12 protein-coding genes are annotated in these 13025 nt (G+C 72.6%); 8 read left to right on the top strand and 4 right to left on the bottom strand.

The window, feature by feature from the left end:
• The first annotated feature begins 139 nt into the window (after positions 1-139).
• The 6 genes from pdhA (at position 140) to ACFZCD_RS05840 (ending at position 7006) form a co-directional block, all read left to right on the top strand.
• Positions 140-1291: a pyruvate dehydrogenase (acetyl-transferring) E1 component subunit alpha gene (pdhA, locus tag ACFZCD_RS05865; RefSeq protein WP_391828300.1), complete on the top strand. Its 1152-nt coding sequence runs from the start codon at positions 140-142 to the stop codon at positions 1289-1291.
• Positions 1291-2271 (top strand): alpha-ketoacid dehydrogenase subunit beta, encoded by a 981-nt coding sequence (locus ACFZCD_RS05860; RefSeq protein WP_391828298.1) that lies wholly within the window; start codon positions 1291-1293, stop codon positions 2269-2271. The genes pdhA and ACFZCD_RS05860 overlap by 1 nt, the downstream gene beginning before the upstream one ends.
• Before the next feature lie 23 nt (positions 2272-2294).
• Complete coding sequence (locus tag ACFZCD_RS05855; RefSeq protein ID WP_391828296.1) at positions 2295-3788, top strand: dihydrolipoamide acetyltransferase family protein; 1494 nt, start codon at positions 2295-2297, stop codon at positions 3786-3788.
• A gap of 147 nt (positions 3789-3935) precedes the next feature.
• Entirely contained in the window at positions 3936-4880 is a 945-nt protein-coding gene (locus tag ACFZCD_RS05850) for a helix-turn-helix transcriptional regulator (protein WP_391828294.1), read from the top strand.
• Positions 4881-4951: 71 nt separating this feature from the next.
• Positions 4952-5650 (top strand): GntR family transcriptional regulator, encoded by a 699-nt coding sequence (locus ACFZCD_RS05845; protein ID WP_391828292.1) that lies wholly within the window; start codon positions 4952-4954, stop codon positions 5648-5650.
• 51 nt (positions 5651-5701) lie between these two features.
• Positions 5702-7006 (top strand): nitrate/nitrite transporter, encoded by a 1305-nt coding sequence (locus tag ACFZCD_RS05840; protein WP_391828290.1) that lies wholly within the window; start codon positions 5702-5704, stop codon positions 7004-7006.
• 18 nt (positions 7007-7024) lie between these two features.
• On the opposite strand, the gene ACFZCD_RS05835 is transcribed toward ACFZCD_RS05840, so the two are convergent.
• Complete coding sequence (locus ACFZCD_RS05835; RefSeq protein ID WP_391828288.1) at positions 7025-7855, bottom strand: maleylpyruvate isomerase family mycothiol-dependent enzyme; 831 nt, start codon at positions 7853-7855, stop codon at positions 7025-7027.
• Between the two features lie 117 nt (positions 7856-7972).
• Between ACFZCD_RS05835 and ACFZCD_RS05830 the strand changes: the two genes are divergently transcribed.
• Together ACFZCD_RS05830 and ACFZCD_RS05825 are read left to right on the top strand one after the other, a co-directional pair.
• Positions 7973-8752, top strand: a complete 780-nt coding sequence (locus ACFZCD_RS05830; RefSeq protein ID WP_391828286.1) for a carbon-nitrogen family hydrolase — start codon at positions 7973-7975, stop codon at positions 8750-8752.
• 131 nt (positions 8753-8883) lie between these two features.
• On the top strand, positions 8884-10689 hold the full coding sequence (locus ACFZCD_RS05825; protein WP_391828284.1) for an NHL domain-containing thioredoxin family protein: 1806 nt from the start codon (positions 8884-8886) through the stop codon (positions 10687-10689).
• 92 nt (positions 10690-10781) lie between these two features.
• Here the strand turns inward: ACFZCD_RS05825 and ACFZCD_RS05820 are convergent, their stop codons facing one another.
• The 3 genes from ACFZCD_RS05820 to ACFZCD_RS05810 form a co-directional block, all read right to left on the bottom strand.
• Positions 10782-11012: a DUF6458 family protein gene (locus ACFZCD_RS05820; protein ID WP_391828282.1), complete on the bottom strand. Its 231-nt coding sequence runs from the start codon at positions 11010-11012 to the stop codon at positions 10782-10784.
• A gap of 86 nt (positions 11013-11098) precedes the next feature.
• Entirely contained in the window at positions 11099-11716 is a 618-nt protein-coding gene (locus ACFZCD_RS05815; protein ID WP_391828281.1) for a DUF4232 domain-containing protein, read from the bottom strand.
• A 4-nt stretch (positions 11717-11720) separates the two neighbouring features.
• Positions 11721-13013, bottom strand: coding sequence for a M18 family aminopeptidase (locus ACFZCD_RS05810; RefSeq protein WP_391828279.1), 1293 nt, complete (start codon positions 13011-13013; stop codon positions 11721-11723).
• Positions 13014-13025 lie beyond the last annotated feature (12 nt).

The following is a 13025-nucleotide window of genomic DNA, read 5'->3' as shown; positions in this document are numbered from 1 at the left end:
CCTGTCACGCCCGGTTCCGGCCTCGGCACACCCACCCCGTGTGCCGTCGGGGATCGAGCGAGCATTCTCCTGCCTCACGGCGGGGGAACCCCCTCTGGCCGCCGGCGACCCCGGGGGCCGGACTGACGGAGGAGCACACGTGACTGTGGACAGCACTGCCGCGCGCAAGCCGCGCCGCGGCGGCAGCAAGCGCGCCGGCGCCAAGACCGCCGCGGCGGCGGGCGCACCCGAGCTCGTACAGCTGCTGACGCCGGAGGGCGAGCGGGTCGAGCACCCCGACTACTCCATCGACCTGACCGCCGAGGAACTGCGTGGCCTGTACCGGGACATGGTGCTGACCCGTAAGTTCGACGCGGAGGCCACCACCCTGCAGCGGCAGGGCGAACTGGGCCTGTGGGCCTCGCTGCTGGGCCAGGAGGCCGCGCAGATCGGCTCCGGCCGGGCGACGCGCCCGGACGACTACGTCTTCCCGACCTACCGCGAGCACGGCGTGGCCTGGTGCCGCGGGGTCGACCCGACCAACCTGCTGGGCATGTTCCGGGGTGTGAACAACGGCGGCTGGGACCCCAACGAGAACAACTTCCACCTCTACACCATCGTCATCGGCTCGCAGGCCCTGCACGCGACCGGCTACGCCATGGGGATCACCAAGGACGGCGCCGACTCCGCGGTCATCGCCTACTTCGGCGACGGCGCCTCCAGCCAGGGCGACGTGGCCGAGGCGTTCACCTTCGCGGCCGTCTACAACGCCCCGGTCGTGTTCTTCTGCCAGAACAACCAGTGGGCCATCTCCGAGCCCACCGAGAAGCAGACCCGCGTCCCGCTCTACCAGCGCGCGCAGGGCTACGGCTTCCCCGGCGTCCGCGTCGACGGCAACGACGTCCTCGCCTGCCTCGCGGTCACCAAGGCCGCCCTCGACCGGGCCCGCACCGGCCAGGGCCCGATGCTGATCGAGGCCTTCACGTACCGCATGGGCGCCCACACCACCTCCGACGACCCGACGCGCTACCGCCGCGACGAGGAGCGCGAGCTGTGGGAGGCCAAGGACCCCATCGCGCGCCTGCGCGCGTACCTGGAGCGCGAGGGCCTCGCCGACGAGGCGTTCTTCGCCGCCCTGGAGACCGAGGCCGACGAGCTCGCCAAGCGGGTGCGCGACCGCGTCCGCACCATGCCGGACCCCGAGGACATGGCGATCTTCGACAACATCTACGCCGACGGCCACGCCCTCGTGGACGAGGAGCGCGCCCAGTTCGCCGCCTACCAGGCTTCGTTCGCCGAGGAGAGCCACTGATGACCGCCCAGAAGCTCTCCATCGTCAAGGCGATCAACGCCTCGCTGCGCACCGCGCTGGAGAACGACCCCAAGGTCCTCGTCATGGGCGAGGACGTCGGCAAGCTCGGCGGCGTCTTCCGCGTCACCGACGGCCTGCAGAAGGACTTCGGCGAGGACCGGGTCATCGACACCCCGCTCGCCGAGTCCGGCATCGTCGGCACCGCGATCGGCCTGGCGCTGCGCGGCTACCGCCCCGTCGTCGAGATCCAGTTCGACGGCTTCGTCTTCCCCGCGTACGACCAGATCGTCACGCAGCTCGCCAAGATGCACGCCCGCGCGCTCGGCAAGGTCAAGCTGCCGGTCGTCATCCGCATCCCCTACGGCGGTGCCATCGGCGCCGTCGAGCACCACAGCGAGTCGCCCGAGGCGCTGTTCGCGCACGTCGCGGGCCTGAAGGTGGTCTCCCCGTCGAACGCCTCGGACGCCTACTGGATGCTCCAGCAGGCCATCCAGAGCGACGACCCGGTCATCTACTTCGAGCCCAAGCGCCGCTACCACGACAAGTCCGACCTCGACACGGAGGCCATCCCCGGCCCGCTGCACGCCGCGCGCGTCGCCCGCCCGGGCACGGACCTCACCCTCGCCGCCTACGGGCCGATGGTGAAGACCTGTCTGGAGGCCGCCGCGGCGGCCGAGGAGGAGGGCAAGTCGCTGGAGGTCCTCGACCTCCGCTCGATGTCGCCCATCGACTTCGACGGCATCCAGGCGTCCGTCGAGCGCACCCGCCGGCTGGTCGTCGTCCACGAGGCCCCGGTCTTCCTGGGCACCGGCGCGGAGATCGCCGCCCGGATCACCGAGCGCTGCTTCTACCACCTGGAGGCCCCGGTCCTGCGGGTCGGCGGATACCACGCGCCCTACCCGCCGTCCCGGCTCGAGGACGAGTACCTTCCGGGTCTGGACCGGGTGCTCGACGCCGTCGACCGCGCGCTGGCGTACTGAGGGGTTTGAGGAGAGTCGTGACCATGACTGCAAGGACCGCGAACGACCAGCGCTTCCGCGAGTTCAAGATGCCCGACGTGGGCGAGGGGCTCACCGAGGCGGAGATCCTCAAGTGGTACGTGGCCGTCGGTGACACCGTCGCCGACGGGCAGGTGGTGTGCGAGGTCGAGACGGCCAAGGCCGCCGTGGAGCTGCCGATCCCGTTCGACGGCGTCGTGCACGAGCTGCGGTTCCCCGAGGGGACGACGGTCGACGTCGGCCAGGTGATCATCGCTGTGGACACCCGGCCCGGTGCGGGGCCGGCCGCGCCGGAGGAGAGCGCACCGGAGCCCGCCCCCGAGCCGGAGGAGCCGCAGGGGCGGCAGGCCGTGCTCGTCGGCTACGGGGCGGCGCCTTCGTCCACGAAGCGCCGCGCGCGCAAGCAGCCTGTGCAACAGGCGGCTTCTTCGGTTGCCGCTGCCGTCCAGGCCGAGCTCAACGGCCGTGTGGCCCCGGGCGTGCCCGGAGCCGCTGCGGCCGCAGCGCCCGCGCCCATAGTGCCCGGCACCGCGGCCGAAGAGAATTCGCAGGCCCCCGGGGCGGCACAGGCCCCCGGAGCCGGGCAGGCCCCCGCCGGCCCCCGCCCCCTCGCCAAGCCCCCCGTGCGCAAGCTCGCCAAGGACCTCGGCGTCGACCTCGCCGCGGTCGTCCCGTCCGGTGCCGACGGCATCGTGACCCGTGAAGACGTCCACGCCGCCGCCTCGGCCGCGACTGCCCCGGTCGCGGAGGAGCCGGTGGCCGTCGCGGGCGCTCCCGCGGCCGGTGCGGACCTCGCCGCGCGCGAGACGCGGATCCCGGTCAAGGGGGTCCGCAAGGCCACCGCCCAGGCGATGGTCGCGAGCGCGTTCACCGCGCCGCACGTCACGGAGTTCGTCACCGTCGACGTGACCCGCACGATGAAGCTCGTCCAGAAGCTCAAGGCCGACCCGGACATGGCCGGCCTGCGCGTCAACCCGCTCCTGCTCGTCGCGAAGGCGTTCCTCGTCGCGATCAAGCGGAACCCGGACGTCAACGCGTCGTGGGACGAGGAGAACCAGGAGATCGTCCGCAAGGGCTACGTGAACCTGGGCATCGCGGCGGCCACGCCGCGCGGGCTGATCGTGCCGAACATCAAGGACGCCGGCGCCAAGACGCTCCCCGAGCTGTCCACGGCGCTGTCCGAGCTGGTGGCGACGGCCCGCGAGGGGAAGACCAGCCCGGCGGACATGTCCGGCGGCACGGTCACCATCACCAACGTGGGCGTCTTCGGCGTCGACGCCGGCACCCCCATCCTCAACCCGGGCGAGTCGGCGATCCTGGCCTTCGGCGCGGTCAAGCCGCAGCCGTGGGTCCACAAGGGCAAGGTCAAGCCGCGCCAGGTGACGACGCTGGCGCTCTCCTTCGACCACCGCATGGTCGACGGCGAGCTGGGTTCGAAGGTGCTGGCCGATACGGCGGCCGTGCTCGAGAATCCCCAGCGGCTGATCACCTGGGGATAACCGGTCCCCGGCCCCCCGGGGATAACTGGTTGAATTAGCAACATCAGTAGCCCCGGAAACTGCAACAGAAACGACAAAAGGCCCGGACGCTTCTCTCCTCACCCCCCTCCAGCGAGGAGAGAGTGCGGCGTCCGGGCCCCCGTCGTGATGCGGAGCGGCCTGGGGAATCCCAGCCAGGTCAGCAGCTGGAATAGCCCGTGCGGGGCAATTTACTTAGGATTGACCGACACTTGCAGTGTCGGAATGGGAGGACGCGTGGACGGCGCCGACCACGTGAACGGTGGTGAATCCATCAGCCGTCTTCTCCGCGCCTGGCGGAGCCGTGTGGACGCACGCACCGTCCCCGAGCTGCGCCGTGTCCACCCCCGTCCCGGCCGCCGCCTCTCCCAGGCCCACGTGGCCCGGATGACCGGCGTGAGCGAGGGCTGGTACCGCGCGCTGGAAGCCGGCCGCCGGCAGGACTTCTCCGAGAATTTCCTCCTCCGCGTCGCCCGCGCACTGCGACTGAGCGACGCCGAGACACTCACGCTCTTTCTCGCGGTGAGCGGCCGCCGCCCGCCCGGTGAACTCTCCCGGGAAGCCGCCGCCGGCCCCGGCGGTCTGCCCTACGGCGTCAGAATCCTGCTGGAACAGCAGGTCTCCTATCCGGCCTATCTCTCCGACGTGGCCTGGAATATCGTCGCGGCGAATTCCCTCATGGGCGAGTGGTTTCCCTGGGTGAAGCGGCCCGGCGCCAATCTGATGCGGTGGGCGCTGCTCGACCCGGAGGCCCGCGAGCAGATGCTCGACTGGGAGGACGCCTGCGCCCGCACGTACCTCGCGATGCTGCGCGTCGCCGCCAACAGCGACCCGGCCAACACCGAACTGCGCACGCTCGTCCGCGACATCCTCGCCGCGGACGCCGACTGCCGGCGCATCTGGGCCGAGGAGCACGACGTGGTCGAGCACCGCGACGGCGATGTGTTCCGGCTGTGCCTGCCGTACCACGGGGGGCGGGAGGTGCGGGTGACCAGCCATGTGCTGCTGCCGATACAGCGTCCCGACCTGAGGTTCGTCTTCATCACGCCCGCGGACGGCTGGACGGCACCGTAAGGCGAGACGGCCCCTGTCCGGACCTCGGACTCCCTCTTTCTGCGTATGTGTGTTGTATCTAAGCTGTGCGCATGCCAACCGCCTCCCCCGTCGCGATCAAGCCGTCGACCAAGCAGCCGGGCAAGCCGTCGGCCAAGCAGCCGCCGGCCGCCGAGCGCGTCTACGCCCACGTCAAGGAAGCCGTCCTGCACCGCCGTTACGAAGGCGGCACGCTGCTCACCGAGGGGGATCTGGCCGGGGCCGTCGGGGTGTCCCGCACCCCCGTGCGCGAGGCGCTGCTCCGGCTGGAGGCGGAAGGGCTGATCAAGCTCTATCCGAAGAAGGGCGCCCTCGTCCTGCCGGTCTCCGCCCAGGAGATCGCGGACGTCGTCGAGACCCGGCTGCTCGTCGAGAAGTACGCGGCCGCCAAGGCCGTCCCCGCCTCCCCGCTGCTCATCACCCGCCTCGAAGCGCTGCTCGACGCCATGAGACGCCAGGCCGCCGCCGGCGACCTGGCCGCCGTGTCCGTCAGCGACCGCGCCTTCCACGCCGAGATCGTGCGCAGCGCGGGCAACGAGATCCTCTCCCGGCTCTACGACCAGCTGCGCGACCGCCAGCTGCGGATGGGAGTGGCCGTGATGCACGCCCACCCCGACCGCATCGCCAAGAACCACACCGAACACACCGAGATCCTCGAAGCCCTCCGCGCCGGTGACGCCGAGGCCGCCGTGGCCGTCATCGACCAGCACGTCAGCTGGGTGCGCAACCTCGCGCAGGGGGAGATCCGATGAGTCAGCAGGGGGAGGGCCGATGAGCCGGCAGGGCGGCAAGGGGGAGCACCGATGAACCAGGGGGCCGCAGCGCTGCCCGGCGACCCACCCGGCGGACGGCGCGCGGTCGCCGTCTGGAGCCTGGGCGTCGGCGTCTACTTCGTCGCCATCATCTTCCGCACGAGCCTGGGCGTCGCCGGCATCGACGCCGCCGAGCGCTTCCACATCAACGCGTCCGCGCTGTCGACGTTCTCCATACTCCAGCTGCTCGTCTACGCGGGCATGCAGATACCCGTCGGCCTGATGATCGACCGGCTGGGCACCAAGAAGGTGCTGGCGCTGGGCGCCGTGCTGTTCACCACCGGGCAGCTCGCCTTCGCCCTGTCCCACGCGTACGGGACGGCCCTGGCCAGCCGGGCCCTGCTCGGCTGCGGCGACGCGATGACGTTCATCAGCGTGCTGCGGCTCGGCGCGCGCTGGTTCCCCGCCCGCCGCGGCCCGATGATCGCGCAGGTGGCGGCGCTGTTCGGGATGGCGGGCAACCTCGTCTCCACGATGGTCCTGGCCCGGCTGCTGCACGGCGCCGGCTGGACCGCCACGTTCGGCGGCAGCGCCGCGGCGGGCGTGCTCGTCCTCGTCCTGATGCTGCTGTTCCTGAAGGACCACCCGGAGGGCCACGAGCCGCCGGCGGCCGCGCACCCCGGCGGCAAGGGCTTCGTCCGGCGGCAGATCGTCCGGGCGTGGCGGGAGCCCGGCACCCGGCTCGGCATGTGGGTGCACTTCACGACGCAGTTCCCGGCGATGGTCTTCCTGCTGCTGTGGGGCATGCCGTTCCTGGTCGAGGCCGAGGGGCTCGCGCGGGAGACCGCCGGCCTGCTGCTGACCGTGGTCGTGCTCTCCAGCATGGCCGTCGGCCTGGTCTACGGGCAGATCATCGCCCGCCACCACGCCGCCCGGCTGCCCCTCGCCCTCGGCACGGCCGGCGCGACCGCGCTGCTCTGGGCGGCCGTGGCCGGCTGGCCCGGCGCGCACGCGCCGATGTGGCTGCTGGTGACCGAGTGCGCCGTGCTCGGCGCGTGCGGCCCCGCGTCGATGATCGGCTTCGACTTCGCCCGCCCCGCGAACCCGCCCGAGCGCCAGGGCACCGCCTCCGGCATCGTCAACATGGGCGGCTTCATCGCCTCCATCACGACGCTGCTGGCCGTGGGCGTCCTGCTCGACGCCACCGGGAACGACTACCGGCTCGCGTTCTGCTCGGTCTTCGCCCTGGAAGCGCTCGGGCTGTCGCAGATCCTGCGGCTGCGGACGCGGGCGCAGCGGCGGGAGCAGGAGCGGGTGGTGGCGTCGCGGGTGGAGACGGTGCACGTGCCGGCCTGAGCGGTTGAGCGCCCCGCCTCAGGGCGTGATCGCGAACTCCGTGAGGATCGCCCCGGCCAGCTCCCTGTCCCCCTCCACCTTGATCCGCTCCAGCGCCGCCTCCGGCTGCACCCGGCCGCACGCCAGCCGGGCGTACGTCTCCCAGTCCATCGCGAGCGTGACCGTCGGTCCCAGCGACACACTGCTGTCGATCTTCCCCCGCCCCTGCGGGTCGACGCGCACGGTCCGCAGGAACTCCAGCGGGCCGTGCACGTCGAAGGCGACGGCCGAGCCCGGCGGCGCGCCCGCGTCCTTGGCCACGACCTTCGGCAGCGCGCCGAGCAGGAAGTCCCGGGAGATGACGGCCGCGGGCGAGTCCAGGTTGCCGGGCATGCCGAGCGCGCGGCGCAGGTCCTGTTCGTGCGTCCACACGTCGAAGGCCCGGACGACCAGGGCGCGTTCGAGGGGCTGTTCGTTGCCGGAGCCCAGCGGCCAGCGGATCGCCGTCTGCGGGCCGCGGGACTCGTTGCGCAGCTGGCGGGAGCGGCGGATGACGACGAGCTCCAGCTCGGAGGTCATCTCCAGCGCGGTGTGGCAGCGCCGCACGTCCACTTGCACCTCGTTGTAACGGGAGAACTCGTCGGTGACGTGGAAGAGGTCGCGCGGCAGCGTGTGGATCGGCCGTGGCTCACCCATCATCTCGGTCTCCACGCCGATGACGTGCGAGACGACGTCGCGCACCGACCACCCGGGGCACTCGGTGGCCCGGTTCCAGTCGCTCTCGGCGAGCGGTTTCACCAAGTCGTTGATCGCTTCGATGGAGTGGGTCCAGGCGTCGATGGCAGGCTGAAGATTCGGGTGGACGGTCACGTGATCCCTCGGGCGTGCGGCGGGTGCGTGGGCGTTCCTGATGCGGGTGCGTTAGTTAAGTTACGCTGCGCGCGGGCGACCCGGCAGAGGTTTCGTGTGCTGAGAGCGGTGGGTACTGTGCGTGCTTCCCTGATTCAGATAAACGTCGATCCGGCGGAGCCGGTCGCCGAGCGGCGGGAGCGGGCCGCGGCGCTCGTCCGGGAGCAGGCGGGCAGCGATCTGGTCGTGCTGCCGGAGCTCTGGCACGTGGGGGCCTTCGCCCACGAGTCGTTCGCCGCCGAGGCCGAAACGCCGGACGGCCCCACGGCCGCGGCCATGGCGCGGGCGGCGCGCGACGCGGGCGTCTGGCTGCACGCGGGCTCGATCGCCGAGCGGGACGCCGGCGGCTCGCTCTACAACACCTCCCTCGTCTTCTCGCCCGCCGGTGAACTCGTGCGCAGCTACCGGAAGATCCACCGCTTCGGCTTCGACAAGGGCGAGGCGGTCCTCATGGCGGCGGGCACGGAGCCCGCGACGGTGGCCCTGCCGGCCGTCACCGCGGGCCTGGCCACCTGCTACGACCTGCGCTTCCCCGAGCTGTTCCGGGCCCTCGTCGACGCCGGTGCGCAGATGTTCGTCGTCCCGGCCGGCTGGCCCGAGCGGCGCCGCGGCCACTGGACGCTGCTCGCGCGCGCCCGGGCGGTCGAGAACCAGGCGTACGTGCTGGCGTGCGGCACGGCGGGCACGCACGCGGGCGTGGAGCAGGCCGGCCACAGCCTCGTCGTGGACCCCTGGGGCGACGTGGTCGCGGAGGCCGGGGCGGGCGAGGAGGTCCTGACGGCGGAGATCGATCCGGCCAGGGTGGCGGAGGTCCGCGAGGAGTTCCCCGCCCTCAAGGACCGGGTCCTCGGCCGGTAAGCCCGCGAGGCGGCCGAGCCCGTGAGGCGGCTCCGTACGGCAGCACCGCGCCCTGTGAACGCCGCGTGTCATTCCCCGTCATTCCCCGGACGGCGGAATGCCCGGCCCGGCCGATGTTGTTGGATGGCTGTATGGCCCCACGAGTACGCGTACGCGCCCCCGAGCTCACCGGCAAGGGCGGCTGGCTGAACACCGGCGACACCTCCCTCTCCCTCGCTGACCTGCGAGGACGCATCGTCATTCTCGATTTCTGGACGTTCTGCTGTGTGAACTGCCTGCACGTCCTGGACGAGTTGCGGGAGCTGGAGGAGAAGCACCGCGACACCGTGGTGATCATCGGGGTGCACTCGCCGAAGTTCGTGCACGAGGCCGACCACCAGGCCGTGATCGACGCCGTCGAGCGGTACGGGGTCCACCACCCCGTCCTGGATGACCCCGAGCTCGCGACGTGGAAGCAGTACGCCGTGCGGGCCTGGCCCACGCTCGTGGTGATCGACCCCGAGGGTTACGTCGTCGCCCAGCACGCGGGCGAGGGGCACGCGCACGCCCTGGAGAAGCTCGTCGAGGAGCTGGAGGCCGAGCACGCGGCCAAGGGAACGCTGCGCCGCGGCGACGGCCCGTACGTCGCGCCCGAGCCCGTCGCCACCGACCTGCGCTTCCCCGGCAAGGCCGTCGTGCTGCCCGGCGGCGGCTTCCTCGTCTCCGACTCCACGCGCCACCAGCTGGTCGAGCTGGCCGCCGACGGCGAGACGGTCGTCCGCCGCATCGGCAGCGGCGAGCGCGGCTTCGGGGACGGGTCCTTCAACGAGCCGCAGGGGCTGGCGCTGCTGCCCGGCGGCGAGGTCGTCGTCGCCGACACCGTCAATCACGCCCTGCGCACGTACGACCCGCGGACGGGCGCCGTCGGGACCATCGCCGGCACCGGCCGCCAGTGGATGCAGGGCCAGGCCACCTCCGGGCCCGCCCGCGAGGTCTCCCTCTCCTCCCCCTGGGACGTCGCCTGGTTCGCGGACCGGCTGTGGATCGCCATGGCCGGCGTGCACCAGCTGTGGACGTACGACCCGGAGAGCCGCACCGTCGAGGTCGCGGCCGGCACGACCAACGAGGGGCTCGTCGACGGGCCCGCGCGGGAGGCCTGGTTCGCCCAGCCGTCCGGGCTCGCCGCGGCCGGGGACCGGCTGTGGGTGGCGGACTCGGAGACGTCGGCGCTGCGCTGGGTCGAGCGCGCACCGGAAGGGGGAGGCTTCACCGTCCGCACCGCCGTCGGCACCGGCCTCTTCGACTTCGGCCACCGGGACGGGGACGCGGGGCAGGCGCTCTTCCAGCACCCCCTCGGCGTGACCGCCCTGCCGGACGGCTCCGTCGCCGTCTCCGACACCTACAACCACGCCCTGCGCCGCTACGACCCGGCGACCGGCGAGGTCACGACCCTTGCGACCGACCTGCGCGAGCCCTCGGCCGCGGTGCTCGCGGGCGACGACATCGTCGTCGTCGAGTCCGCCCGGCACCGGCTGACCCGGCTGCGCCTGCCGGAGGAGGCGGTACGGGTCGAGTCCGTCGCGCACCGCACGCAGCGGGCCGCCACGGACGTCGCCCCCGGCCGGCTGCGGCTGGACGTCGTCTTCCAGGCCCCGGCGGGCCAGAAGCTCGACACCCGCTACGGGCCCTCCACGCGCCTCCTTGTCAGCTCCACTCCGCCCGGGCTCCTCGCGGAGGGGGCGGGGCAGGGCACGGACCTCGGCCGGGACCTGGTGCTGGGGGAGTCCGTGACGGAGGGCGTCCTGCACGTCTCGGCGATGGCGGCGTCGTGCGACGACGACCCGGAGAACGAATACCCCGCGTGCCACATGCACCAGCAGGACTGGGGCGTGCCGGTGCGGGTCGTCGCGGGCGGTGCGGACCGGCTGCCGCTGGTCCTGGCGGGGCTGGACGGCTGACGCCCCGGACGGCGCTGACGGCCCGGACGGCCGGCGGCCGCCGCCACGGGGCCGGCCGGGGGTCGTCGCGGGCCGCCGGGGTCGCCGGGAGCTCATCGCGTGTAGCGGTGGTCCTCCTCGACCTCGACGACCGGCGCGGCAGGCCTCGGGGGCTGCGTCTGGCGGCGCTTGTAGATGCTGACGTACGCGCAGGTGCCGATGATGCCGACCGCCATCAGGATCAGGCCCACCAGCGGGACGTTCATCCCGTTCACGTGCCAGTCCACCGCGAACGTGAGGATCGCCCCGATCGCGATCAGACCGATGCACCATCCCATGCCCATGACGAAGCCTCCGTATCGGTTGGCCGTTCCGGTGCCGGCACGAATGCGCCTACCCCGGACCGGAACGGCCAATCGGGCGGGGCCGGTCAGCCCTTGAGCGCGGCGGCCTCGCCGTCCACCCAGTACGTGGCGCGGGCCTGGTCGTCGACGTGCAGGCTGCCGCCGGGCAGCGCCGGGGCCGCGGGGTCGCCCTGCAGCGGATCCCCGCCGGGCGTCTGGAAGGTCACCGTCAGCTTCTTGGCGTCGCGGCCGGGACCGCCCGAGCCGTCCGCCGCCACCGGCGTGACGGCCGCGTAGGCGGACTTGCCCGGCGCGACCTTGACCGGCGCCTTCGGCTTGGTCTCGTCACCGACGCCCGCCGTCGCCTGGTCCTGGTCGAAGCGGACGTAGGGGAAGCCGTAGGCCGTGCACGCCTTCTTGCCGGTGTTGGTGGCCACGAGCAGGAGCTTGCCCGACTGCGCCCTGGCCTCGACCTTCATGCCGGCGGGGGTGCAGGCGTCGCCCGTGTCCTGCGGCTTGTCGTCCTCGGCCGGTTCGTCCTCGGCCGGGTCCTCCCCGGAGGCGGAGGCGGGCGCCGTGGCGCCCGTCCGCTGCTCCGGCCCGGCCTTGTCGCTCTTGCCGCCGCTCCCGCTTCCGCAGGCCGACAGGGCGAATGCCGCGGTGACCGCGAGGGCCGCGGCGGCCGCGATGCGGTGGTGCTTCACGTGCTCAGCCTTCCAGGAACGCCGTCAGCGCCGACGCCAGCAGATGCGGATCATCGGCGCCGCACAGCTCGCGCGCCGAGTGCATCGACAGACAGGCCACGCCGATGTCGACCGTGGCGATGCCGTGCCGCGCGGCCGTGATCGGGCCGATCGTCGTGCCGCAGGGCATGGAGTTGTTGGAGACGAAGTACTGCCACGGCACGCCCGCGCGCTCGCACGCCGCGGCGAACACGGCCCGGCCGCTGCCGTCCGTGGCGTAGCGCTGGTTGACGTTCACCTTCAGGATGGGGCCGCCGTTGGGCACGGGGTGGTGCCCCGGCTCGTGCCGCTCCGCGTAGTTGGGGTGGACGGCGTGGCCGGTGTCGGAGGAGAGGCAGATGGTGCCGGCGAAGGCGCGCGCCTTGTCCTCGTACGTCCCGCCGCGGGCGAAGACGGATCGTTCCAGCACGTTTCCGAGCAGTGGGCCCTCGGCGCCCGTGTCGGACTGGCTGCCGTTCTCCTCGTGGTCGAACGCGGCCAGCACGGGGATGTACGGCAGGCCCTCGGAGCCCGTGGCGGCGATCAGGGCGGCCGTGCCGGCGTGCACGGACAGCAGGTTGTCCAGGCGGGGGCCGGCGAGGAGCTCCCGGTCGCGGCCGAGGAAGGCCGGCGCCTCGACGCTGTGGACCATCAGGTCCCAGCCGGCGACGTCCTCCGCGGCGACGCCGGTCTCCTCCGCGACGAAGCGGATCAGGTCGCCCTCGCGCGGCTCGCCCAGCCCCCAGACGGGCGTCATGTGGCGCTGCTTGTCGAGCTTGAGCCCGTCGCTGTTGACGCCGCGGTCGAGGTGGATCGCGAGCTGGGGGACGCGCAGCAGCGGCCGGTCCACGTTCACCAGGCGGTGGCTGCCGTCCCGGAGGGTGATCCGCCCGGAGAGGCCGAGGTCCCGGTCCAGCCAGGTGTTGAGGAGCGTGCCGCCGTAGAGCTCGACGGCCACTTGCCGCCAGCCCGCGGCGCCCGTGTCCGGCAGCGGCTTGACGCGCAGGTTGGGCGAGTCGGTGTGGGCGCCGACGATCCGGAAGGGACTGGCCGGCGTCGCACCCTCCGGCACGTACCAGGCGATGATCGCGCCACCGCGCGTCACGTACTTGCCGCCCGTCGTGGCGTCCCACGCGTCGGTCTCTGCGACCTGACGGAAGCCCGCCTTCTCCAGCCGGTCGGCGGCGTTGGCCACCGCGTGGTACGGGGAGGGACTGGCGGCGAGGAACGTCAGCAGGTCGTCGGTGTGGCCGCGGTCGAAGCGGTGCGCAGAGCTCATGGCCTCAGGATA

Origin of the sequence: Streptomyces sp. NPDC008001 (assembly GCF_042958085.1) — a bacterium.
GTDB lineage: Bacteria > Actinomycetota > Actinomycetes > Streptomycetales > Streptomycetaceae > Streptomyces.
The sequence above is the reverse complement of the archived record's forward strand: the minus strand, read 5'-3'. Positions and strand labels throughout refer to the sequence as shown.